The following is a 22,356-nucleotide window of genomic DNA, read 5'->3' as shown; positions in this document are numbered from 1 at the left end:
TGTCAACTCGAGGAGGGATCCCCATGAAAACCGGTATTTCCACCAATCGGCGCTGCGACCCGTCCGCGGATTGCCTCGCCAACGCCGGCATACAGTTCGTCATCCGGTATTACTCCCGGACGACGCAGCAACCCGAGAAACGCCTCTCGGCGGAGGAGGCCGCCGAACTGGCCCGTGCAGGCCTGGAGATCGCGACGGTCTATCAGGACAACGGCCGGTTGCCGGAGGACTTCGGGCGCACACGCGGACAGCTGGACGGGGCCTCTGCGCACGCTGCTGCAGCCCAGATCGGGCAGCCCCCGCACAGCGCGATCTACTTCGCCGTGGACAGCGACTTCAGCACCTCGCAGATCGAGGACTTCGTTCTGCCCTATTTCGAAGGCGTCAAGGAGGGCATGGACGAAGCCGCAGGCGGCACATCGATGTACGAGATCGGCGTGTACGGTTCAGGGCTGACCTGCCGGCTGGTCAAGAATGACAACACGCTGGCCCGCTTCTCATGGCTCGGGGAATCCACCGGCTGGCGCGAATCGAAGACTTACGACGATTGGGATATTTGCCAACATGTGAACAAGGCAGACCTCTGTGGCCTCGGAAATGCATGGGAACCGTGCGATGCGCGCGATGAATTCGGGCAGTTCCGGCCGATCGGATTCGACGCCGAGACCGCAGCAGGTGAAATGCGCCAGGTGAGCGCCAGCCAGTTGAATCTGCGCCGGCTGCCGACGGCGCAAGGCAACACGCCTGTCGCCCAACTGCCCGAAGGCCAGGTGGTGCAACTGCTGGGGTTCGCCGCCGATCCGTGGGTGCGCATTCGCACCACGCTGGGCGGAAGCGAGGTGACTGGCTATGTGAGTTCGAAGTACCTGATTCCGCTCGCTGCGGGACAGGCGCACGCACAGGCCGTCGCGACCGCCATTCCCCCCGTGCACTATCGCAGGGACGACCCGCAATCGCGCCGAGGATCGACCGGCAGGCGCGCCCAGCCCCTGGGGGAGCCAGGCCGGCCGGTTCGCCATGCAAAGGCATCTCCCGCCGAGCGCGCGCAGCAGGTGCGCGCGATAGTGGACTGGCTCGACGCTTCCCACAGCGCACGCTACCAGCGCGACCAAGCCACCTACTGCAACGTGTATGCGGCCGACTTCTGCTACCTGGCCGACACCTACTTGCCGCGTGTCTGGTGGACGGCGTCGGCGCTGATGCGCATCGCCCAGGGCGAAGTGCCCGCAGCCATCTACGATTCGACCATCCGGGAGATGCGCGCAGACGACCTGCACGCATGGCTCATCGAATTCGGAGCGTCGTTCGGATGGCAGCGCGTGTTCGACGCAACCGCACTCCAGGCTGCGGCCAATGGCGGCGGTATCGGAGTCGTCTGCGCGGATCGCGATGCCCAGGGCAAGCCGGGCCACATCAGTATCGTCGTGCCGGAAAAGGACGACCTGCGCGCTCGCCGGAATGCTGGCGGACAGGTGGTCCTTCCCCTCCAGAGCCAGGCCGGTGCCGTCAATTTCCTGTATTCGACAGGAAACCACGCCTGGTGGGAAGACCCCATCTTTCGCTCATACGTGTTTTTCATCCACGCCTGAGGCTCGCACCCCGCGCGGCGATGGTATCGCGCTCGAATGCGCCGGTCGGTGACGCCCTCGGTGTCACAACAACACGATGTCGTACTGCTCCTGCCCCAACCCACTCTCCGCCTGCAGCGATATCGGCTTGCCGATGAAATCCGACAACCCCGCCAGGTGCTGGCTCTCCTCGTCCAGGAACAGTTCCACCACCTTGGCGGAGGCGACCACCCGGAACTCGCGGGGGTTGAACTGGCGGGCCTCGCGCAGGATCTCGCGCAGGATGTCGTAGCACACGCTGCGCGCGGTCTTCACTTGCCCCGAGCCCTGGCAGTGCGCGCAGGGCTCGCAGAGCATGTGGGCCAGGGATTCGCGGGTGCGCTTGCGTGTCATCTCGACGAGGCCGAGTTGCGAGAAGCCGCCGGTCATGGTCTTGACGCGGTCGCGCGCGAGCTGCTTGCGAAATTCGGCGAGCACGGCGTGCTGGTGGTCTTCGCGCGCCATGTCGATGAAGTCCGCGATGATGATGCCGCCCAGGTTGCGCAGCCGCAGCTGGCGGGCGATGGCCTGGGCGGCTTCCAGGTTGGTCTTGAAGATGGTGTCGTCGAAGTTGCGCGCGCCCACGTAGCCGCCGGTGTTCACGTCGATGGTGGTGAGCGCCTCGGTCTGGTCCACGATGAGGTAGCCGCCGGATTTCAAATCCACGCGCCGGCCCAGGGCGCGGGCGATCTCTTCGTCGATGCCGTAGAGGTCGAAGATGGGCCGCTCGCCCTTGTACAGCTGCAGCTTGGGCACGGCGGCCGGGGTGAACTCGCGGCCGAAGGCCTGCAGCAGGGCGAACTGCTCGCGCGAGTCGATGCGGATACTGGCGGTTTCCTCGCCCACGAGGTCGCGCAGCACGCGCTGCAGCAGGTTCAGGTCCTGGTGCAGCAGCGAGGCCGGCGGCTGGCGCATGGCGGCCTCCTTGATGCGCGCCCAGGTCTTGCGCAGGTAGGCGATGTCCTCGGCCAGTTCCGCATCGGACGAATCCTCGCCATTGGTGCGCAGGATGAAGCCGCCGCCTCCGCCCGTGGCCTTGTCGCCCACCAGGGCCTGCAGGCGGGCGCGCAGCGCGTCGCGCTCGGCGGCCGGGATCTTCTGCGACACGCCCACGTGGTCGTCCTGCGGCAGGAAGACGAGCAGCCGCCCGGCGATGCTGATCTGGGTGGAGAGCCGCGCGCCCTTGGTGCCGATCGGGTCCTTGATGACCTGCACCATGAGCGCCTGCCCCTCGAACACCTGCTTCTCGATGGGCACCGGCGGCTCGCCCTTGCGCGCGAACATGGGCGCCTCGCCGCCCTCCTGGCGGTGCCACACGTCGGCCACGTGCAGGAAGGCCGCGCGCTCCAGCCCGATGTCGATGAAGGCGGACTGCATGCCCGGCAGCACGCGCGAGACCTTGCCCAGGTAGACGTTGCCCACCAGCCCCTGCTCCAGCGTGCGCTCCACGTGCAGTTCCTGCACGGCACCGTGTTCGACGACGGCGACGCGGGTTTCCTGGGGGGACCAATTGATGAGGATGTCTTGTTGCATGGCGGGCGGCGCGGGTCGAGGGGCGGGCGGGATGGGAGGAGGTGCTCGGGAACCGATGATGCCTCAACGGCCCCCGTTGCGCCGGGCCCGGCCGCCTTCAGCCGGGCATGCCGGCCTGCCGCAGCAGCTGCGCCGTCTCGAACAGCGGCAGGCCCATGATGCCGGTGTAGCTGCCGGCGATGCGCTCCACGTAGCGGGCGGCGGGGCCCTGGATGCCGTAGGCGCCGGCCTTGCCCAGCGGATCGCCGCTGGCGGCATAGGCCGCGATCTGCTCCGTGGTCATCGGCGCGAAGCGCACCTGCGATACCGAGAGCGCCGCATGGCGCGCGCCGCCCGGCACCTGCACGGCCACGGCGGTGAGCACGCGGTGGGTGCTGCCGGACAGGCGCGCGAGCATCTGCCGCGCATGCGCCTCGTCGTCGGGCTTGCCGAGGATGTCGCGGCCCAGGGCCACGGTGGTGTCGGAGCACAGGATGGGCGCGGGCTCCAGGCCGCGCCGCGCATGCCGTGCCACGGCCGCATCCAGCTTGAGACCAGTCACGCGCTGCACGTAGCGTGCGGGCGCCTCGCCGGGCCGGGGCGCCTCGATGGCCTCGGCGTCTTCCACGACGGCATCGCCATCGGCATTGGGCAACAGCAGCACGTGCCGCACGCCGATCTGGTCGAGCAGCTGGCGGCGCCGCGGGCTCTGGGAGGCCAGGTACACGAAGGACGGCGCGGGAGCCTGCGTGGCGGAGGTGGCGGAGGTGGCGGAGGATGAGGAAGAGGGGTTCGGTTTCACGGCGGCAGGATAGCGGATGCCGGGGCTGCTTCGCGCGGCGGTGCATGGCATCGGATGGCCGCGCGGGCACGCGGCCGGCCGGCGCGAAGATGCCGGGCATGTCCGATGGCCTGCCCAGCTTCCACACCGAGCGCCTGCACCTGCGCCCCGTCGTCCTCGAGGACGCCCCTGCCCTGCTCGCGATGAGCGATGCCCGCGCGCCGGGTACCTGGATCGGCTACGCGCCGCTGGCCGACCTGGAGGCCGCCGAGGTGTTCGCCGCCTGGATGGTGATGATCGGCCGCAAGCCCGTGCCCGACATCTGCTGGGCGATCGAGCGGCGCGATGCACCGGGCCTGATCGGGCTCTGCCAGCTCAAGGGCTGGGACCCGGTGGAGCGGACGGCGCAGGTCGGCTACGAGATCGCCCGCCCCCACCAGCGGCACGGCTTCATGCGCGAGGCGCTGGAGGCGCTGCTGCGCGGCTGCTTCCTGGGTTTCGGGCTGCGGCACCTGGATGCGCACGTGCATGCGGACAATGCCGCTTCGCTGGCGCTGCTGCAGCATGCGGGCTTCGTCCTGCAGGGCGACCTGCCCGGGGGGGAAACCTGCGGCGGAAAGACGCATGCGATGCAGGTCTGGCGCCGCTGCGCGGAGGCTATTCCCGGTGGTAGGGATGGCCCGCGTTCACGGACCACGCGCGGTAAAGCTGCTCGATCAGCAGCACCCGCACCATCGCATGCGGCAGCGTGAGGTCCGAGAGGCGGATGCGTTCGTGCGCGGCCTGGCGGAAGGCCGGGTCGAGCCCGTCGGGGCCGCCGATGACCAGCGCCACAGCGTCGCCGCCCAGCTGCCAGTCCTTGAGGCGGGCGGCCAGGGCCTTGGTGGTGAGCGAGGTGCCGCGCTCGTCGAGCGCCACGATGCGCGTGCCGCGCGGGATGGCGGCCTCGATGCGCTCGCGTTCGGCGGCGTAGAGGGTTTCCAGCGTCTTGGAGCCGCGCGGCTCGGTCTTGACGGCCTTGAGCTCCACCTTCAGTTCGGGTGGGAACCGCTTGGCATAGTCGTCGTAGGCGGTCTGCGCCCAGTCGGGTACGCGCTGGCCCACGGCCACGATGAGCAGTTTCATCGGTCAATGCTCCGCGGGCACCCTGCCGGAATCCGGCGCATGCGCCATACCCCGGGCGGCATGCCCGCCTGCCTGCTCACTCAGCCGGCCTTCTTGCGGGCCGGGGCTTTTTTAGCGGCGGCCGCGCGCGGTGCGGCCGGACGGGCCGAGGGCGCCTTCCTGGCGGCAGCGGACTTGGCTGCGGGCTTGCGGGCCACCGGCTTCACGACCACGGTCTTCACCTTCGGTGCCGCGGACCTGGCTGCGGGCGACTTGCCGGCGGCGGTTTTCGCAGGTGCCTTGGCCGGAGCCTTGGCCGGAGCCTTGGCAGCAGCGGCCTTCACGGGTGCGGCCTTGCCGGCAGCCTTCCTGGCGGGAGCAGGAGCAGGGGCAGCGGCGGCAGCCTTGCTGCGGCCCGGCTTGCGCGCCGGCACTTCCGCTTCGGCCGCCGCGGCCTTCTTGCGCGGCGCGGCCTTCTTCTTCGCGGGTGCGGCATCGCCGGATTCGGCGGCCTTCACGGGCTTGGCGGCGCCGAGCTTCAGGCGTACCGGCGTCTCGCCCCAGATCTCTTCCAGGCGGTAGTACTGGCGGATGGCCGGCTGCATGATGTGGGCCACGGCGGCGCCGCAGTCCACGATGATCCATTCGCCGTTGTCCTCGCCCTCGGTGCGGGGCTTGGGGAAGCCCGCCTCGCGCACCGCGTCGCGCACGCTGGCGGCCAGGGCCTTGGTCTGCCGGTTGGACGTGCCCGACGCCACGATGACCCGCTCGAAGAGCGGCGACAGCTTCTCGGTGTTGAACACCTGGATGTCTTGCGCCTTGACGTCCTCCAGGCCATCGACGATGGCGCGCTGGAGTTTCGTGACGTCCTTCTTGGCGGCGGATTCCGAACGGGTGGAGGTGGTCATCAGGGACGGGAAATGTTGGGGGTGAGAGGCAATATAGCGCGCAACCCGCGCGGGAGCCAATGGAGCGCTGCGGGCACGGAATGCGCCACCGCAGCGGGGTTGGGGAATGTCTGGCGCCTGGTACCGTTGCGAGGTGGGCGCAGGCAGCTATTGAAATTATAGCTTTGCGCCCTCCCCGGGGGCATGCGGCGGCGCCTCACAGCCAGTCGCGCCGCACGAGGAAGCGCCGCGTCAGCTCGGCTTCGGGCGTGCCCGGGGCGTCCTGCCGCTGGTAGGCCCAGCCCGCCAGGGGCGGCATGGACAGCAGGATCGACTCGGTGCGCCCGCCGGACTGCAGCCCGAAATGCGTGCCGCGGTCCCAGACGAGGTTGAACTCGACGTAGCGGCCGCGCCGGTAGCACTGGAAGGAGCGCTCGCGGTCGCCGAAGTAGATGCCCTGGCGCCGTTGCACGATCGGCAGGTAGGCGCCCAGGAACGCATCGCCCACCGACTGCATCATCGCCAGGCTGCGGTCGAAGCCCAGTTCGGAGAAGTCGTCGAAGAAGATGCCGCCGATGCCGCGCTGCTCGTCGCGGTGCTTGAGGTAGAAGTACTCGTCGCACCACCGCTTGAAGCGCAGGTAGAGCCCTTCGCCGAACGGATAGACCGCGTCGCGGCAGCTGCGGTGGAAATGCACCGCGTCTTCCTCGAAGCCGTAATAGGGCGTGAGGTCCATGCCGCCGCCGAACCAGCACACGGGCGGCTGCCCGTCGCGCGCCGCGGCGATCATGCGCACGTTCATGTGCACCGTGGGCACGTAGGGGTTGAGCGGGTGGAACACCAGCGACACGCCCATGGCCTCGAACGGCGCGCCGGCCAGCTCGGGCCGGTGCTGCGTGGCCGAGGGCGGCAGCGCGGCGCCGCGCACGTGCGAGAAGCCGCAGCCCGCGCGCTCGAACACGCGCCCGCCCTCGAGGATGCGGGTGATGCCGTCGCCCTGCAGCGGCTCGCCCGGGGCCTTGCTCCATGCGTCGGAGAGGAAGCGCGCACCGCCCTGCCCCTCGACGCTCTCGATCGCATTGGTGATGCGCGACTGCAGGTCCACCAGGTAGGCGCGCACGCGCTCGGCCGCATCCGCCGGCGGCGCGGAAACGCCCGGGGCGCGCCCCGTTCCGGAAGCCGTGGCCATCAGTTCTTGACCGCCCGGTGGCCGATGTCGCGGCGGTACTGCGCGCCGTCGAAGTGGATGCCGCGCGCCACGTCATAGACGCGCTGCTGCGCCAGCTTCACGCTGTCGGCCAGCGCCGTCACGCAGAGCACGCGGCCGCCGGTGGTGCGCACCACGCCGTCCTGCAGTTCGGTGCCGGCATGGAACACCATGGCGTCGTCGGCATCCGCCGGCAGGCCGGTGATCGCGTCGCCCTTGCGGGGGCTGTCCGGGTAGCCTTGGGCGGCCATGACCACGCCCAGCGCGGGGCGGCGGTCCCACTGCAGCTCGACCTGGTCGAGCTTGCCGTCCACGCCGGCGCCCAGCACGTCCACCAGGTCGCTCTTGAGGCGCATGAGGATGGGCTGGGTCTCCGGGTCGCCCATGCGGCAGTTGAACTCCAGCGTCTTGGGATGGCCCTTGGCGTCGATCATCAGGCCGGCATACAGGAAGCCCGTATAGGGGATGCCGTCCTTTTCCATGCCGCGGATGGTGGGCAGGATGATCTCGCGCATGGCGCGCGCATGCACGTCGGCCGTGACCACCGGTGCGGGCGAATACGCGCCCATGCCGCCCGTGTTCGGGCCCTGGTCGCCGTCCTTCAGGCGCTTGTGGTCCTGGCTGGTGGCCAGCGCGGCGACGTTCTTGCCGTCGCACAGCACGATGAAGCTCGCCTCCTCGCCTTCGAGGAACTGCTCGATCACCACGCGCGCGCCACCCTCGTTGTGGCTCACGCCGTACTTGTTGTCCACGAGCATGAAGTCCACCGCGTCGTGGGCCTCCTGCGCGGTCATGGCCACGACCACGCCCTTGCCGGCGGCCAGGCCGTCGGCCTTGACCACGATGGGCGCGCCCAGGCGGTCGATGAAGGCATGGGCCAGCGCAGGATCGGTGAAGGTGTCGTAGTCGGCGGTGGGAATGCCGTGGCGGCGCATGAAGGCCTTGGAGAAGGCCTTGGAGCTTTCCAGCTGCGCGGCGGCCTTCGTGGGGCCGAAGATGCGCAGGCCGTGCGCGCGGAACTCGTCCACCACGCCGGCGGCCAGGGGCGCCTCGGGGCCGACCACGGTGAGCTGGATCTTCTGTTCCTGCGCCCACGCGCGCAGCGCGCGCACGTCGGTCACGGGAATGTTTTCCAGCTTGGAATTGAGGGCGGTGCCGCCGTTGCCGGGGGCCACGTAGACCTTGGTGACCTTGGGAGACTGCGAGAGCTTCCAGGCCATTGCGTGTTCACGGCCGCCGCCTCCGATGACAAGAACTTTCATGGGGTGTCCGGGTGCCTCGTCGCTCAGAGCGCGGCGTTGTGATAAACCTCCTGCACGTCGTCGAGGTCCTCGATCACGTCCAGGAGCTTCTGCATGCGCTCGGCGTCCTCGCCGGCCAGGTCGATGGTGACGTCGGGGCGCATGGTCACGTCGGCGGCATCGGGCGTCAGGCCCGCGGCCTCCAGGGCGTTCTTCACGGCCTCGAAGTCGCCGGGCGCGGTGAGCACCTCGATGGCGCCGTCCTCGTCCGTCACCACGTCTTCGGCACCGGCCTCCAGGGCCACTTCCATGACCTTGTCCTCGCTGGTGCCGGGGGCGAAGATGAGCTGGCCCACGTGCTTGAACTGGAAGGCCACCGAGCCTTCCGTGCCCATGTTGCCGCCGTACTTGCTGAACGCGTGGCGCACCTCGGCCACGGTGCGCACGCGGTTGTCGGTCATCGTGTCCACGATGATGGCCGCGCCGCCGATGCCGTAGCCTTCGTAGCGGATCTCTTCGTAGGTCAGGCCTTCGGCGTTGCCGGTGGCCTTGTCGATGTTGTACTTGATGCGGTCGGCCGGCATGTTGGCGGCCTTGGCCTTGTCGATGGCCAGCCGCAGGCGCGGGTTGGCCGAGACGTCGCCGCCGCCGGCGCGCGCGGCCACGGTGATCTCGCGAATGATCCGGGTCCAGATCTTGCCGCGCTTTTCATCCTGCCGCCCCTTGCGGTGCTGGATATTGGCCCATTTGCTGTGTCCTGCCACAGGGAGTCCTTGCTGTTGTGTCTATCGATTAATCTACCGGTCGGACGCGATTTTACTTTTGACTCTCCCCAGCCATGGCCGAACCGATCCTGATTGCGAAGCACGACACCGCCGAATGCCACCTGCTGCCCGCGCTGGCCAACCGCCACGGGCTCATCACGGGTGCCACCGGCACCGGCAAGACGGTCACCCTGCAGACCCTCGCCGAGGGGTTTTCCCGCATCGGCGTGCCGGTGTTCATGGCCGACGTGAAGGGCGACCTGACCGGCATCAGCCAGCCCGGCCGCATCGGCGAGAAGATGGCCGCCACCCTGGCCGAGCGCGGCCTGCCCCTGCCGGAGCCCCTCGCCTGCCCCACCACGCTCTGGGACGTGTTCGGCGAGCAGGGCCACCCCGTGCGCGCCACCATCTCCGACATGGGGCCGCTGCTGCTCGGCCGCATGCTGGGCCTGAACGAGACGCAGCTGGGCGTGCTCAACATCGTCTTCAAGATCGCCGACGACAACGGCCTGCTGCTGCTCGACCTGAAGGACCTGCGCGCCATGCTCGCCCACGTGGGCGAGAACGCGAAGGAATTCACCACCGAGTACGGGAACATCAGCGCCGCCAGCGTGGGCGCCATCCAGCGCGGGCTGCTGCAGATCGAGGCACAGGGCGGCGACCGGTTCTTCGGCGAGCCGATGCTCGACATCAACGACCTGATGCAGACCATGGATGTGAATGCAGCCCCCGAGACGCCTGCGGCGTCGCCCCCCCAAGGGGGTGCATCTGCCCCTAGAGGCGGCTCGGCGCGGCAGATGGGCGTCGTCAACATCCTCGCCGCCGACAAGCTGATGCAGTCGCCGCGCCTCTATGCCACCTTCCTGCTCTGGATGCTGTCCGAACTCTTCGAGCAGCTGCCCGAGATCGGCGATCCGGACCAGCCGAAGCTGGTGTTCTTCTTCGACGAGGCCCACCTGCTCTTCAACGAGGCGCCCAAGGTGCTGGTCGAGCGCATCGAGCTGGTGGTGCGGCTGGTGCGCTCCAAGGGCGTGGGCGTGTATTTCGTGACCCAGAACCCGCTGGACATTCCCGACAGCGTGCTGGCCCAGCTCGGCAACCGCGTGCAGCATGCGCTGCGCGCCTTCACGCCGCGCGACCAGAAGGCAGTGAAGGCCACGGCCACCACCATGCGTCCCCAGCCCGGGCTGGACATCGAGGCCGCCATCACCGAGCTGGCCGTGGGCGAGGCGCTGGTCAGCCTGCTGGACGCCAAGGGCCGCCCCGGGCCCACCGAGCGGGTCTTCGTGCTGCCGCCCGGCAGCCAGATCGGGCCGATCACCCCGCAGCAGCGCCAGGCGCTGATGGCGCAATCGCTGGTGGCGGGCGTCTATGAAAAGATGGTGGACCGCGAATCGGCCTACGAGAAGCTGCGCGGCCGCACCGGCGATGCCGTGCAGGCGCCGGCCGGCGGCAAGGACGGCACGGGAAGCGCCGGGGCTTCCTCCGGCGACGGCGGCCTGCTCGGGGGCCTGAACGACGTGCTGTTCGGCACCACGGGCCCGCGTGGCGGCAAGAAGGACGGGCTGGTGCAGACCATGGCCCGCTCGGCCGTGCGCACCATGGGCACCTCGCTGGGCAAGGAGATCCTGCGCGGGGTGCTGGGCAGCGTGTTCGGCGGCCGCAAGCGCTAGCAGCGTCGGCACGCGTGCGCCGCTCCCCGGGGCAGCGCGGCAGCCACCGTGCAGCCCGGTGGATCAGAACAGGTTGACGGGGATCTTCAGGTAGGCCGTGCCGTTCGCTTCGGGCGGGGGCATGTGGCCAGCCCGGATATTCACCTGCACCGAGGGCAGCATGAGCGCGGGGAGGCCCAGCGTGGCATCGCGTTCGGTGCGCCGCGCGACGAACTCGTCCATGGGAACACCATCGCGCACGTGGATGTTCGATGCCCGCTGCTGCGCGACGGTCGTGCTGCACCGGGCCTGCCGCCCTGCCGGCGGATAGTCGTGGCAGAGATAGAGCAGCGTGTCGGCCGGCAGCGCCAGGATGCGCCGCGCCGACTGGAACAGCGTGCGGGCATCTCCACCGGGGAAATCGCAGCGCGCGGTGCCGACGTCGGGCATGAACAGCGTATCCCCCACGAACACCGCATCGGCCCCCGCACCAGGACCGGTGATCCGGTAGGCGACGTCGGCGGGGGTGTGGCCGGGCACGTGCAGGGCGACGGCCTGCAGGCGCCCGATGGAGAACGTCTCGCCATCCGCGAACAGGTGCCCGAACTGCGAGCCGTCGGTGGACAGGTCGGTCGCGTTGAAGATGCCGCGAAACTCCCGCTGCACCTGCGTGATTCCGGCGCCGATGCCCACCAGCCCGCCGAAGCGCTTCTGCAGCCAGGGCGCTGCCGAGAGGTGGTCCGCATGGGCGTGGGTTTCCAGCAGCCAGTCCACCTGCAGCCCATGGGCTGCGATATAGGCGGCCACGGCCTCCGCGGGCCCGGAATCGGTGCGCCCCGCCTTCTGGTCGAACCCCATGACGGGGTCGATCACCGCGCAATGGCCGGCGCCGTCGTCCACCACGTAAGAGAACGTGGAAGTGGCGCTGTCGAAGAAATGCTGGACGGAAAGGGGCATGGCGCATCCTCGTTGGGAAGCAATATTTTATACAATGAAAGATATTTCATTCAATAAAATCACCGGAGACGCTCTATGCACGCCAGTTCCCTGCCGGAAGCACGGCTTGTCGCCCATCTGTTCGACCAGTCGTCGCGGCCCCTGTCTCCGGCCACGCGCGAGCGCCTGGCACAGGCACTACTGGACTGGACGACCGCCGGCCTGGCGGCGCTCGACCTGCCCGCAGCAGCCACGATGCGCGGCATCGCGATGGAAGTGTCGCCCGGCACGGGCCCGTCCCGAGTGTTCGGCGGCGCGGCCACGCATCCGGTGGGGGCGGCCTTCGCCAATGCAGCCATCGCGCACCTGCGCGAGATCGACGATGCCCACCGCGCCGCCATGCTGCACCCGGGGGTGGTCGCCATCACGCCCGTGCTCGCGCTGGCCCCGGCGCTGGGCCTCACCCGTGCCCAGGCAGCCCGCGCGGTCATCGCCGGCTACGAGGTGGCGCTGCGCCTGGGCGAAGCATTGGGCGCGGGGCACGCGGGGCTGTTCCATGCCACCGCCACCGCCGGCGCCGTGGGTGCCGCGGCGGCGGCGGGGATGGCGATGGGGCTGGAGCCGGACCGCCTGCACCATGCGCTGGGCATCGCCGCCACCCAGGCGGCCGGCCTCTGGCAACTGGTGGACGACGGGGCGCATGCATCGAAGTCGCTGCATCCCGCGTTCGCCGTGCGCAACGGCATGGCGGCGGCCAGCGCCGCACGCGCGGGCATGCCGGGGGCGCAGGCCTTCTTTACCGGGCGGCGCGGCATGTACGCGGCGCTGTCGGGCGATGGGCCGATGGACGCGGTGGGCGGCGGGCTCGATGTGCCCGAGCGCCTGCACACCGCCACCATCAAGGCCTGGCCTGCCTGCGCCATGCTGTTCACGCCCCTGGATGCGACGCGGGCGCTGATGACGGAGCACGGCATCACGGGCGCCGACGTGCAGTCGCTGCGCATCGAAGTGTTTCCGCATGCCCTCAGGATCGCGGGTGTGCATTGGCCCGCGAAGCCGGCGGAAGCGAGCTTCTGCCTGCGCTATGTGCTGGCGGTGCTGCTGCACAAGGGGGCGCTGGGCATCGCCGACACCGAAGCGCCGCAGCCCGGCTCCCCCGCGCTGCGTGCGCTGGCCGATCGCATGGAAGTGGTGCCGTCGGACGCATTCCAGCAAGCATTTCCCCAGCGCCGCCCGGCCCGTGTGACGGCGACGCTGCAGGACGGCAGGCAGGTCAGCGCCTACCGCGAACTGCGCCGTGGCGACCCTGAAGACCCGTACACCTGGGCCGGCCTGCAGCAGCGCATGCGCGACTTCGTGCCCGCCATGGACGATGCCGCGGCCGCCGCCATCGTGGCCTGGTGCGAAGCGTTCACGGACCCCGCGCGCGACCCGGAGCCGTGCGCGCCCGCCGCCGCGCTTTTCGCCAGCGCGCCGGCCTGGGGCCCGTCGGCCGGCCCTAGCCCTGCCAGCCGCGCGGCGGCTGGCTGCTGAAGCCCTGGGCCTGCAGCGCGCTGCGCACCACCTGCACCGCGCGCCGCTGGGCGGTGGCGCTTTGCCGGGGCGCGATGCCGATCACGACCACCGCCCCCAGGAAGCCGCCGTCGCTGTCGAAGACCGGCACGGCCACGGAGGCGATCTGGGGCACGCGCTCCTCCCGCGTCATGGCGAAGCCGTCGCGGGCGATGGCGTCGGCCTGCGGCGTTTCGCTGCCCGTGAAATGGCGCAGCACGTGGGATGAGGAACCGCCCGCGGTGAGCGGAATGCGCGCGCCCACCTCCACATGGTGGCGCACCTCGTTGCGGCTGTTCTCGCGGTACAGGCAGACACGCTCGTCGCCGTCGCGCACGTAGAAGGCCACGGTCTCGCCCGTTTCCTGCATCACGGCCTGCAGCGCCGGCTGCAGGCGCGCGCCGATGTCGAAGGTCTGGCGGTAGAGCATGCCCATGCGCAGCAGCGCGGGCCCGGGCGCGTAGTCGCCGTTGTCGAAGCGGTGGACCATGCGGGCGCGCACCAGCACGCCCAGGAGCCGCAGCGCGGTGGCCTTGTCCAGCCCTGTCCGCTCCGCCACGTCGCGCAGCGGCAGCCGCAGGCTGTCTTCGTCGAAACACTCGAGGATGGCGATGCCGCGTTCCAGCACCCCGGAGGGTGGGCGCGGCGGCTCGGCGGAAGGCAGGGACCGGGATTCGGTTCGGGAAGCTTTCATGGCGGGACGGCAATACCCACGCATCCGGGCTGCCACCGTTGACAGCGCCGAACGAGCAGGCCTATAGTTTTAATAACTGAAATGTATTTCATTCATTGAAATACCGCAAGCCCACAAGGCGGCGCTCCGTGTTGCGACACGGCGCCACCGACGGAGACGAAACCCCACCCATTGCCGCGCCACCCATGGTAGCGGCCGACCTGCACCGACATGCGCGCCACCGTGACCGATCCCTCCCTGCCCGCCACGCTCGCCGCCATCGTGGGCGCCGCGCACATGCTCACCGCACCGGAAGACATGGCCCGCTACGAAGCCGAATGGCGTGGCTTCTATCCAGGCGCGGCGCGCGCGGTGGTGCGGCCCGCCACGACCGGGGAGGTGTCACGCGTGGTCGCCGCCTGCGCCGCGGCCGGCGCGTGCATCGTGCCGCAGGGGGGCAACACCGGCCTGGTGGGCGGCTCCACCCCGGACGATTCGAAGACCGAGGTGGTGCTGAGCCTGGAGCGCATGCGCGCGGTGCGCCGCAGCGATCCGCTGGACAACACGCTGACCGTGGAGGCTGGCTGCACGGTGCTGGCCGCGCAGGAGGCGGCGGCATCGGTGGGCCGGCTGTTCCCGCTGTCGCTGGCCTCGGAAGGCAGCGCCACCGTGGGAGGCGTGGTGTCCACCAACGCCGGCGGGGAGCAGGTGCTGCGCTATGGCAATACCCGAGACCTGGTGCTGGGCCTGGAGGTGGTGCTGGCCGACGGCCGCGTGCTGAACCTGCTGGGCGCGCTGCGCAAGGACAACACGGGCTACGACCTCAAGCAGCTGTTCATCGGCGGCGAGGGCACGCTGGGCATCGTCACCGCCGTCACCTTCAAGCTGTTTGCACGGCCACGCAGCGTGGTCACGGCCTGGGTGGCCGTGCGCGATCCGCAGGCCGCAGTGGAACTACTGTCGCGCCTGACCGATGCAGTGGGCGAGCGCGTCACCGCCTTCGAGCTGATCGGCGACGGCCCGCTGGGCCTGGTGCTGCGGCACGGCACGGCCGGCATGCGCAGCCCTCTCGGCGAGGTGCCGGCATGGTCGGTGCTGTTCGACGTGTCCGAGGTGTCGGCCCGCATGGACCCTGCCCCCGCGGTGGAAGACGTGCTGGGCGCGGCGATGGAGGACGGGCTGGTGCTCGACGCGGCGCTGGCTGCGTCGGACAGCCAGGCCCATGCCTTCTGGGCGCTGCGCGAGCATGTGCCCGAGGCGCAGCGACTGGAAGGTCCGTCGATCAAGCACGACATCGCGGTGGCGATTTCACGCATTCCGCAATTCATCGACGAAGCCGGCGCGGCGCTGCAGGCCTTCATGCCCGGCGTGCGCATCATGTGCTTCGGCCACGTGGGCGACGGCAACCTGCACTACAACCAGAGCCTGCCCCCGGGCATGGCACCAGCGGATTTCCGCGCGCAGGAAGACGCGATCCACGACATCGTGCACGCCACGGCCGCGCGGCTGGGCGGTTCGATCTCGGCCGAGCACGGCATCGGCCGCCAGAAACAGCAGGCGCTGCTGCACTACAAGAGCCCCGTCGCCCTGGAGGCGATGGCGCGCATCAAGCACGCCATGGACCCATACAACACGTTCAACCCAGGCCGGATGCTGCCGCGCGCGCTCGTGGAAACCGCAGCCTCCTCTTCCAACCACTGAACCCCGACACTTCCACAGGACACCCATGCCCGTTTCCGTATTCGACATGCAATCGCTCCAGCACCTCTGGGGCACCGACGAGTTGCGCACCATCTTCGGCGAGGAGAACCGGGTGCAGAAGTGGCTCGATTTCGAGGCCGCGCTGGCCGCGGCCCAGGCCGAGATGGGCATCATCCCCGCAGCCGCTGCGAAGGAGATCGCCGAGAAAGCCAGGATCGAGAACATCGACATCGCGAAGATGTCGGCCGAGATCCGCCGCATCAAGCACTCCCTGGTGCCCGCGCTCCGCCAGCTCCAGGCTGCCTGCTCCAGGGAGAACGGCGAATGGGTGCACTACGGCGCGACCACGCAGGACGTGGTGGACACCGGCGTGGCGCTTCAGCTCAAGGAGTTCCATGCCGTGGCGATGCGCGACCTGCAGGCCGTGGGCCGGGAGCTGGCCCGCCTGGCCGTGGCGCACCGCGACGTGCCCATGGCCGGCCGCACGCACGGCGTGCAGGCGCTGCCCATCACCTTCGGCCACAAGTGCGCGCTGTGGCTGGACGAGCTGGGCCGCCACCACGAGCGCCTGGTGCAGGCCGCGCCCCGCGTGCTGGTGGGCATGCTGGCGGGCGCCGTCGGCAGCCAGGCGTCGCTGGGCCCGAAGGCCATCGAGCTGGAGAAGCGCATGCTCGGCAAGCTGGGCCTGGGCGCGCCCGCGATCAGCTGGGCCCCGGCGCGCGATCGCTTCACCGAATACACGAACCTGCTCGCCATGCTCGGCAGCACGCTCTCCAAGATCGGCAACGAGCTGTTCAACATGCAGCGCAACGAGTTCGGCGAAGTGGAGGAAGGCTTCTCGGAAGGCAAGCTGGGCTCCTCCACCATGCCGCACAAGCGCAATCCCACGTCCGCCGAGAACCTGGCGGGCCTCTCCCGCCCCCTGCGCTACAACGCCGCGATGATGGTCGAGGGAATGGTCTCCGAGAGCGAGCGCGACGGCATCGCCTGGAAGATGGAATGGAAGGCCGTGCCCGAATGCTGCATGATCGCCGGCGCCATGCTGTTCCAGGCGAAGAACCTGCTGGCGGGGCTGAAGGTCAACGCCGACGTGATGGCCGCCAATCTCGACAAGATGCGCGGCTACCTGCTCTCCGAGCGGGTGATGCTGGAGCTGAGCGAGCGCGTGGGCAAGCAGACCGCGCACGAGTGGATCTACGAGGCCTCCATGCACGGCATCACCCACAAGCTCGGCTTCGCCGATGCCATGCGCCAGCACAAGGGCCTGGGCGAGCTGCTGACCGACGCGGAAATCCAGGACATGACCGATCCCGCCGGCTACCTCGGCCAGTGCGGCACCTCGGTCGACCGCGTCGTCGCCGCGCAGAAATCCTGGCTGGATTGACCTGCGCCCCCCTGCGGAGGCGGGACCACCCGCCCCGCATCCCTGCAAGGAGACAAGACCCATGTTCGAAACACCTTCCCGCCGCCGGCTCGGCGCGCTGGCCCTGGCCTGCACCGCCGCGTGGGCCTGCGCTGCGCCGGCGCAGGCCGCATTCCCGGAGACGCCCATCAAGCTGGTCGTGGGCTTTCCGCCGGGCGGAGGCGGCGACCTCTACGGCCGCCTCGTCGCCAACGCCATGGGCAAGACCATCGGGCAGCCGGTGATCGTCGAGAACCGCGCGGGCGCGGGGGGCAACATCGCGGCCGACACCGTCGCCAAGGCCAGGCCCGACGGCTACACCATCCTGCTGGCGATGAGCGGCAACCTGGCGGTATCGCCGGCCATCAAGCCGCAGAGCATTCCGTACAAGGCTCCGGACGACTTCGCGCCGATCGGCCTGATCCTGGAGGCGCCCCACGGCCTGTTCGTGGGCCAGAACTCGCGCTTCACCTCGGCACGCGCCCTGCTGGACGCGGCCAGGAAGGAAAAGCTCAACTTCGCGTCCACCGGCACCGGCGCTGCAGCCCACATCGGCATGGAGATGGTCAAGCAATCCGCGGGGGTGGAGATACTGCACGTGCCCTACAAGGGCTCGGGCCCGGCCATCACCGACCTGCTGGGCGGGCAGATCGACAGCTTCTTCGCCACGGCGTCGCCCCTGGTCGGCCAGGTCCGCCAGGGACAACTGCGCCTGCTGGCGATCACGGGCGAGCGGCGCAATGCCGCCATTCCCGACGTGCCGACCTTCAAGGAACTGGGCGTGAACGTTCCCGTCACCCAGTGGTACGGCCTGGTCGCACCGGCGGGCACGCCCCGGCCCGTGCTGAAGGTGCTCTCCGAACACCTGAGCCGGGCGCTCGCGACACCCGAAGTGCGCGACGCCATCCGCAAGGACGCGGCCACCGAGCGCGACCTGCCGCTGGATGCGTTCCGGCAGTTCATCGTCGAGGACATCGCCCGCTACAAGGCCGCCATCACGCCCGCGCTGCTCAAGGAAATCGCCCAGTGAGCACCGCCGGCACACGGCAAGAACCCAAGGACATTCCCATGGCATACGACACCCTGATTTCCGCCGCGGAGCTGGCGGCCGCCCGCGCCGACGGCACCCCGCTGCTGGTGCTGGACTGCAGCTTCGAGCTCTCCAACCACGACGCCGGCCGGCAGGCCTACGAAGCGGGCCACATCCCGGGCGCACGCTACGTGCACCTGGAGCATGTGCTGTCGGCGGAGAAGACCGGCACCAATGGCCGCCACCCGCTCCCGGACCGCGATGCCTTCGCGCAGGCGATGGCCGCGCTGGGCGCGCAGGACGACACCCAGGTGGTGGCCTACGACAACGCCGGCGGCATGTACGCCGCGCGCCTGTGGTGGATGCTGCGCTGGGCCGGGCACCGGGCCGTGGCCGTGCTCGATGGCGGCATGGCCGCCTGGAAGGCGGCGGGCCAGCCGGTATCCACCGAAGAGCCCGCCCCGCCCCCAGCGGGCCGCTTCACCCTGCGGACGCCGCTGGTATCCACGCTGGCCTACGAGGACGTGAAGGCCAACATCGGCACCGGCCAGCGCCTGGTGCTCGATGCCCGCGCGCCCGACCGGTTCCGCGGGGAGAACGAGACCATGGACCCGATCGGTGGCCACATACCGGGTGCGAAGAACCGGCTGTTCAAGGACAACCTGGGCGCCGACGGCCGCTTCAAGCCCGCCGCCCAGTTGCGCAGCGAGTTCCACGCCGCCACCGGCGGACGCCCGGCGGCGGAGATCGTCCACCAGTGCGGCTCGGGCGTCACGGCCTGCCACAACCTGCTGGCCATGGAGATCGCCGGGCTCCCGGGCGCGGTGCTCTACCCCGGCTCCTGGAGCGAGTGGAGCGCCCAGCCGGGCGCGCCCATCGCCACGGGCGCGGCCTGAACAACACCCCGGGACACACCATGGCACACGAACGCTCTCTCTGGCGGCTGGCCGCCGCCGTGGCCGCCACGGCCGCCTGGATCGGCTTCGCCGGTCCCGCCCTCGCTGCCTACCCCGAGCAGCCCATCCGGCTGGTCGTCGGCTTCCCTCCGGGGGGCGGCGGCGACCTGTACGGGCGCACCATCGCCCAGTCCCTGTCCAAGACCATCGGCCAGACCGTGATCGTGGACAACAAGGCGGGCGCGGGCGGCAACATCGCGGCCGAAAGCGTGGCCCGCTCCAAGCCCGACGGCTACACGCTGATCCTGGCGATGAGCGGCAACTTCGGCAGCGCCGTAGCGTTGCGCCCCAACCTGCCCTACAAGGTTCCGGACGATTTCGTGCCGATCGCGCAGCTGGTGGAAACTCCTTTCGGACTCATGGTGGACGGCAACTCGCCCATCCAGACCGCCCGGCAGTTCGTGGCCGAGGCCAAGGCCCGGCCCGGCAAGATGACGTATGCGTCCACCGGCACCGGCGGCGCCGCGCAGATCGTGATGGAGATGGTCAAGCAGAAGGCCGAGGTGGACATCCTGCACATCCCCTACCGGGGATCGGGCCCCGCGCTCAACGACCTGTTCGGCGGTCAGGTATCGAGCTTCTTCGCCCCCTACACCCCGCTGATGGGCCAGATCGCTGGCGGAAAGATCCGGCTCCTGGCGGTCAGCACGGCCCGGCGCATTCCGTCCCTGCCGGACGTGCCGACGCTGCAGGAATCGGGCATCGACGTGGTGATGACGCAGTGGTATGGCCTCGCCGCGCCTGCCGGCACGCCCCGGGCCGTCATCGACCACATCGGCCGCGCGGTGAAGGAAGCGATGAAGGACCCGGAACTGCTCAAGATCTATCGCGCCGACGGGGCGCAGGAATCGCACCTGACGGGCAAGGCCTTCGGCGATTTCATCGTGCAGGACATCGCCAACTACCGGCGGGCCGTCGAGAAGGGCCACCTCAAGGCCGAGTGACACCACCATGCCCAACGATACACCCCGCTTCCGACCGCACAGTGCCCACTGGGGCGTGTTCTCCGCCGCCTGGGACGGCCAAACCCTCTCCGTCCGGCCGCACCCGGACGACCCGGACCCCAACCCGCTGATCGACAACCTGCCGGCCGCGCTGCGGCATCCGGTGCGCGTGGCCACGCCCATGGTGCGCCGCGGCTGGCTCGAACGCGGCCCCGGGCCCGACCCGATGCGCGGCAGGGACGACTACGTGCCGATGCCCTGGGACGAGGTGCTGGACCGGCTCGCCGGAGAACTCCAGCGCGTGAAGGACCGGTACGGCGCCGGGGCCGTGTTCGGCGGCTCCTACGGCTGGTCGAGCGCCGGGCGGTTCCACCATGCGCAGAGCCAGGTACACCGTTTCCTCAACACCACGCTGGGCGGCTACGTGCGCTCGGTCAACAGCTACAGCGCGGGCGCTTCGGGGCCCATGCTGCCCCACGTGATCGGCACCATGGAAGAAGTGGCGCGCCGCAACGTGACCTGGGAACAGATCGTGGAGCACACCGATGTCGTGCTGGCCTTCGGCGGCATGGCGCTCAAGAACTCGCGCGTGGCCTCGGGCGGCATCAGCCGGCACGTGGAGCGCGACGCCATGCGCAGCGCCGCGGCCCGGGGCTGCCGCTTCGTCTCCATCAGCCCGATCCGCAGCGACCTTCCGGACGAAGCCGCCTTCGAATGGCTGGCCCCCGTGCCCAACACCGACACCGCGATGATGCTCGGCCTGGTGCACCAGATCGTGAGCGACGGCGCGCACGACCGCGGGTTCCTGGCTCGCTGCTGCGATGGCTGGGAGACCTTCGAGGATTACCTCATGGGCCGCAGCGACGGCGTGCCCAAGAGCTGCGCCTGGGCCGCCTCCATCTGCGGGCTGCCGGAGCGGCAACTGGTGGACCTGGCGCGTTCCCTGTTGGGCAAGCGCGTGCTGGTCGTGGTGGCGCATTCGCTGCAGCGCGCCGAGCATGGCGAGCAGCCGGTGTGGATGGGCGCGGTGCTGGCGGCGGCGCTCGGCCAGCTGGGCCTGCCCGGCGGCGGCTACAACTATGCGCTGGGCACGCTGGCCCACTACGGCAAGCGCAACAACGCCGTGCCTGCGGCCGCCTTGCCGCAGGGCACCAACGGCGTCAGGGAATTCATTCCGGTGGCCCGCATCAGCGACATGCTGCTCCACCCTGGCCAGCCCTTCGACTACAACGGGCAGCGCCACACCTACCCGCACATCCGCCTGGCCTACTGGGCGGGCGGCAACCCCTTCCACCACCACCAGGATCTCCACCGCCTGGCCGAGGCCTTCCGCCAGCTCGACACCTTCGTCGTGCACGAGATCGCCTGGACCGCCACCGCCCGCCATGCCGACATCGTGCTGCCCTGCACCATGACGCTGGAGCGCGAAGACATCGGCGCCACGCCGACCGACCCGCTGGTGGTGGCGATGCACCGCGTGGCGGAGCCGTACGGCCTGGCGCGCGACGACTACGACATCTTCTGTGACCTGGCGCGCCGCCTCGGCGGGCTGGAAGCCTTCAGCGAAGGCCGCGACACCCGCCAGTGGCTGGCCCACCTGTACGAACGCACCCGCGCCGGGCTGGAGGCCCTCGGGCACGAGGCTCCCGGCTTCGACGCGTTCTGGGAGCGCGGCGAACTCACCCTGCCGCAGAAGGAGGACGACGGCGGCGTGCTGCGGGCATTGCGCGACGACCCGGTCGCCAACGCACTCAAGACACCCAGCGGCAAGGTGCAGATCAGCTCGCCCGCCGTGGCGGCCTTCGGCTATGCGGACTGTCCCGGCCACCCGGCCTGGCTCCCGCCCCGCTTCAGTCCCACGGCGGAACACCCGCTGTGGCTGGTGGCCAACCAGCCGGCCTCCAAACTGCACAGCCAGCTCGACTTCGGCGGCCACAGCCAGTCCACCAAGCGCGACGGCCGGGAAGTCTGCACGCTGCATCCGGACGCAGCCCGTGCGCGGGGCATCGCGGACGGCGACATCGTGAGGATCTTCAACGAAGTCGGCGCATGCCTGGCCAGCGCCCGCCTGGACGCCGGCATGCGCAGCGACGTGGTGCAACTGCCCACGGGCGCGTGGTACGACCCGGTCCCGGACGCAGGAGGACGCTCCATGTGCGTGCATGGCAACCCCAACGTGCTGACGCGTGACATCGGGACCTCCTCGCTGGCGCAGGGCTGCGCGGGGCAGCTGAGCACCGTGCAGGTGGAGCGGTATGCCGGGAAGCTGCCGCCGATCCGGGCCTTCGACCCTCCTGTCGCCTGCGAGCGGCCGGGCCGGAGCGCGCAGTCTCCGGCGGGCTCCGGCCACCGTTGAAAGGGCGACCCCGCGCAGTGCGGCGCTGCGCGGCGGATCGCGGGCGCAGGGT

The 22,356-nt window shown here is 70.0% G+C and carries 19 protein-coding genes; 10 read left to right on the top strand and 9 right to left on the bottom strand.

Annotation, left to right across the window (positions count from 1 at the left end; translation table 11 throughout):
* The first annotated feature begins 23 nt into the window (after window positions 1-23).
* On the top strand, window positions 24-1,589 hold the full coding sequence (locus ACGHC0_RS11035) for a glycoside hydrolase domain-containing protein (RefSeq protein WP_415268215.1): 1,566 nt from the start codon (window positions 24-26) through the stop codon (window positions 1,587-1,589).
* Between the two features lie 63 nt (window positions 1,590-1,652).
* On the opposite strand, the gene rng is transcribed toward ACGHC0_RS11035, so the two are convergent.
* Both rng and ACGHC0_RS11025 read right to left on the bottom strand, forming a co-directional pair.
* Window positions 1,653-3,140 carry a ribonuclease G gene (rng, locus tag ACGHC0_RS11030; protein WP_415268214.1) on the bottom strand — a complete coding sequence of 496 codons (1,488 nt, stop codon included), beginning with the start codon at window positions 3,138-3,140 and terminating at the stop codon, window positions 1,653-1,655.
* 97 nt (window positions 3,141-3,237) lie between these two features.
* On the bottom strand, window positions 3,238-3,972 hold the full coding sequence (locus ACGHC0_RS11025; protein WP_415268213.1) for a Maf family protein: 735 nt from the start codon (window positions 3,970-3,972) through the stop codon (window positions 3,238-3,240).
* 47 nt (window positions 3,973-4,019) lie between these two features.
* Between ACGHC0_RS11025 and ACGHC0_RS11020 the strand changes: the two genes are divergently transcribed.
* The gene (locus ACGHC0_RS11020) at window positions 4,020-4,652 is read left to right on the top strand and encodes a GNAT family N-acetyltransferase (RefSeq protein WP_415268212.1); all 633 of its coding nucleotides are present in this window, start codon (window positions 4,020-4,022) and stop codon (window positions 4,650-4,652) included.
* Here the strand turns inward: ACGHC0_RS11020 and rlmH are convergent.
* The 5 genes from rlmH to ACGHC0_RS10995 form a co-directional block, all read right to left on the bottom strand.
* Entirely contained in the window at window positions 4,558-5,025 is a 468-nt protein-coding gene (rlmH, locus tag ACGHC0_RS11015; RefSeq protein ID WP_368355246.1) for a 23S rRNA (pseudouridine(1915)-N(3))-methyltransferase RlmH, read from the bottom strand. The two genes, ACGHC0_RS11020 and rlmH, sit on opposite strands and share 95 nt — an antisense overlap.
* A gap of 80 nt (window positions 5,026-5,105) precedes the next feature.
* Window positions 5,106-5,912 carry a ribosome silencing factor gene (gene rsfS / locus ACGHC0_RS11010; protein ID WP_415268211.1) on the bottom strand — a complete coding sequence of 269 codons (807 nt, stop codon included), beginning with the start codon at window positions 5,910-5,912 and terminating at the stop codon, window positions 5,106-5,108.
* A 196-nt stretch (window positions 5,913-6,108) separates the two neighbouring features.
* Window positions 6,109-7,080, bottom strand: a complete 972-nt coding sequence (gene hemF / locus ACGHC0_RS11005; RefSeq protein ID WP_415268210.1) for an oxygen-dependent coproporphyrinogen oxidase — start codon at window positions 7,078-7,080, stop codon at window positions 6,109-6,111.
* Window positions 7,080-8,360, bottom strand: coding sequence for a phosphoribosylamine--glycine ligase (purD, locus tag ACGHC0_RS11000; protein WP_415268209.1), 1,281 nt, complete (start codon window positions 8,358-8,360; stop codon window positions 7,080-7,082). Before purD ends, hemF begins: the two co-directional genes overlap by 1 nt.
* A gap of 23 nt (window positions 8,361-8,383) precedes the next feature.
* A complete protein-coding gene (locus tag ACGHC0_RS10995) occupies window positions 8,384-9,103 on the bottom strand; it encodes a YebC/PmpR family DNA-binding transcriptional regulator (protein ID WP_011796273.1) in 720 nt (239 codons plus the stop codon).
* A gap of 74 nt (window positions 9,104-9,177) precedes the next feature.
* On the opposite strand from ACGHC0_RS10995, the gene ACGHC0_RS10990 reads away from it, so the two are divergent.
* Window positions 9,178-10,776, top strand: coding sequence for a helicase HerA-like domain-containing protein (locus tag ACGHC0_RS10990; protein WP_368355242.1), 1,599 nt, complete (start codon window positions 9,178-9,180; stop codon window positions 10,774-10,776).
* A 63-nt stretch (window positions 10,777-10,839) separates the two neighbouring features.
* Here ACGHC0_RS10990 and ACGHC0_RS10985 read toward each other — a convergent pair whose 3' ends face one another.
* On the bottom strand, window positions 10,840-11,712 hold the full coding sequence (locus tag ACGHC0_RS10985; RefSeq protein WP_368355241.1) for an MBL fold metallo-hydrolase: 873 nt from the start codon (window positions 11,710-11,712) through the stop codon (window positions 10,840-10,842).
* A 75-nt stretch (window positions 11,713-11,787) separates the two neighbouring features.
* On the opposite strand from ACGHC0_RS10985, the gene ACGHC0_RS10980 reads away from it, so the two are divergent.
* Window positions 11,788-13,224 carry an MmgE/PrpD family protein gene (locus tag ACGHC0_RS10980; protein WP_368355240.1) on the top strand — a complete coding sequence of 479 codons (1,437 nt, stop codon included), beginning with the start codon at window positions 11,788-11,790 and terminating at the stop codon, window positions 13,222-13,224.
* Here ACGHC0_RS10980 and ACGHC0_RS10975 read toward each other — a convergent pair.
* The gene (locus ACGHC0_RS10975; protein ID WP_368355239.1) at window positions 13,190-13,936 is read right to left on the bottom strand and encodes an IclR family transcriptional regulator; all 747 of its coding nucleotides are present in this window, start codon (window positions 13,934-13,936) and stop codon (window positions 13,190-13,192) included. The two genes, ACGHC0_RS10980 and ACGHC0_RS10975, sit on opposite strands and share 35 nt — an antisense overlap.
* A gap of 210 nt (window positions 13,937-14,146) precedes the next feature.
* Here ACGHC0_RS10975 and ACGHC0_RS10970 point away from each other — a divergent pair, with 210 nt between their 5' ends.
* The 6 genes from ACGHC0_RS10970 (at window position 14,147) to ACGHC0_RS10945 (ending at window position 22,304) form a co-directional block, all read left to right on the top strand.
* Complete coding sequence (locus ACGHC0_RS10970) at window positions 14,147-15,616, top strand: FAD-binding oxidoreductase (RefSeq protein ID WP_415268208.1); 1,470 nt, start codon at window positions 14,147-14,149, stop codon at window positions 15,614-15,616.
* A 25-nt stretch (window positions 15,617-15,641) separates the two neighbouring features.
* Window positions 15,642-17,000 (top strand): adenylosuccinate lyase, encoded by a 1,359-nt coding sequence (purB, locus tag ACGHC0_RS10965; protein ID WP_415268207.1) that lies wholly within the window; start codon window positions 15,642-15,644, stop codon window positions 16,998-17,000.
* Window positions 17,001-17,061: 61 nt separating this feature from the next.
* Complete coding sequence (locus ACGHC0_RS10960; RefSeq protein ID WP_415268206.1) at window positions 17,062-18,048, top strand: tripartite tricarboxylate transporter substrate binding protein; 987 nt, start codon at window positions 17,062-17,064, stop codon at window positions 18,046-18,048.
* 38 nt (window positions 18,049-18,086) lie between these two features.
* Complete coding sequence (locus ACGHC0_RS10955) at window positions 18,087-18,944, top strand: sulfurtransferase (RefSeq protein ID WP_415268205.1); 858 nt, start codon at window positions 18,087-18,089, stop codon at window positions 18,942-18,944.
* Window positions 18,945-18,964: 20 nt separating this feature from the next.
* Window positions 18,965-19,948, top strand: coding sequence for a Bug family tripartite tricarboxylate transporter substrate binding protein (locus ACGHC0_RS10950; RefSeq protein WP_368355234.1), 984 nt, complete (start codon window positions 18,965-18,967; stop codon window positions 19,946-19,948).
* 7 nt (window positions 19,949-19,955) lie between these two features.
* A complete protein-coding gene (locus tag ACGHC0_RS10945; RefSeq protein ID WP_415268204.1) occupies window positions 19,956-22,304 on the top strand; it encodes a molybdopterin-dependent oxidoreductase in 2,349 nt (782 codons plus the stop codon).
* Window positions 22,305-22,356: the final 52 nt, after the last annotated feature.

Source organism: Acidovorax sacchari, from assembly GCF_042847045.1.
Lineage (GTDB): Bacteria > Pseudomonadota > Gammaproteobacteria > Burkholderiales > Burkholderiaceae_C > Paracidovorax > Paracidovorax sacchari.
The sequence above is the reverse complement of the archived record's forward strand: the minus strand, read 5'-3'. Positions and strand labels throughout refer to the sequence as shown.

What these genes read in the sequence shown, in the direction of transcription:
- rsfS (WP_415268211.1), bottom strand. Translation starts at nt 5,912, where the DNA reads ATGACCACCTCCACCCGTTCGGAATCCGCCGCCAAGAAGGACGTCACG.
- ACGHC0_RS11035 (WP_415268215.1), top strand. Translation starts at nt 24, where the DNA reads ATGAAAACCGGTATTTCCACCAATCGGCGCTGCGACCCGTCCGCGGAT.
- ACGHC0_RS10970 (WP_415268208.1), top strand. Translation starts at nt 14,147, where the DNA reads ATGCGCGCCACCGTGACCGATCCCTCCCTGCCCGCCACGCTCGCCGCC.
- ACGHC0_RS10955 (WP_415268205.1), top strand. Translation starts at nt 18,087, where the DNA reads ATGGCATACGACACCCTGATTTCCGCCGCGGAGCTGGCGGCCGCCCGC.
- ACGHC0_RS10985 (WP_368355241.1), bottom strand. Translation starts at nt 11,712, where the DNA reads ATGCCCCTTTCCGTCCAGCATTTCTTCGACAGCGCCACTTCCACGTTC.
- ACGHC0_RS10960 (WP_415268206.1), top strand. Translation starts at nt 17,062, where the DNA reads ATGTTCGAAACACCTTCCCGCCGCCGGCTCGGCGCGCTGGCCCTGGCC.
- ACGHC0_RS11020 (WP_415268212.1), top strand. Translation starts at nt 4,020, where the DNA reads ATGTCCGATGGCCTGCCCAGCTTCCACACCGAGCGCCTGCACCTGCGC.
- rng (WP_415268214.1), bottom strand. Translation starts at nt 3,140, where the DNA reads ATGCAACAAGACATCCTCATCAATTGGTCCCCCCAGGAAACCCGCGTC.
- rlmH (WP_368355246.1), bottom strand. Translation starts at nt 5,025, where the DNA reads ATGAAACTGCTCATCGTGGCCGTGGGCCAGCGCGTACCCGACTGGGCG.
- ACGHC0_RS10950 (WP_368355234.1), top strand. Translation starts at nt 18,965, where the DNA reads ATGGCACACGAACGCTCTCTCTGGCGGCTGGCCGCCGCCGTGGCCGCC.
- ACGHC0_RS10980 (WP_368355240.1), top strand. Translation starts at nt 11,788, where the DNA reads ATGCACGCCAGTTCCCTGCCGGAAGCACGGCTTGTCGCCCATCTGTTC.
- purB (WP_415268207.1), top strand. Translation starts at nt 15,642, where the DNA reads ATGCCCGTTTCCGTATTCGACATGCAATCGCTCCAGCACCTCTGGGGC.
- ACGHC0_RS10945 (WP_415268204.1), top strand. Translation starts at nt 19,956, where the DNA reads ATGCCCAACGATACACCCCGCTTCCGACCGCACAGTGCCCACTGGGGC.
- ACGHC0_RS10975 (WP_368355239.1), bottom strand. Translation starts at nt 13,936, where the DNA reads ATGAAAGCTTCCCGAACCGAATCCCGGTCCCTGCCTTCCGCCGAGCCG.
- hemF (WP_415268210.1), bottom strand. Translation starts at nt 7,080, where the DNA reads ATGGCCACGGCTTCCGGAACGGGGCGCGCCCCGGGCGTTTCCGCGCCG.
- ACGHC0_RS10990 (WP_368355242.1), top strand. Translation starts at nt 9,178, where the DNA reads ATGGCCGAACCGATCCTGATTGCGAAGCACGACACCGCCGAATGCCAC.
- ACGHC0_RS11025 (WP_415268213.1), bottom strand. Translation starts at nt 3,972, where the DNA reads ATGCCATGCACCGCCGCGCGAAGCAGCCCCGGCATCCGCTATCCTGCC.
- purD (WP_415268209.1), bottom strand. Translation starts at nt 8,360, where the DNA reads ATGAAAGTTCTTGTCATCGGAGGCGGCGGCCGTGAACACGCAATGGCC.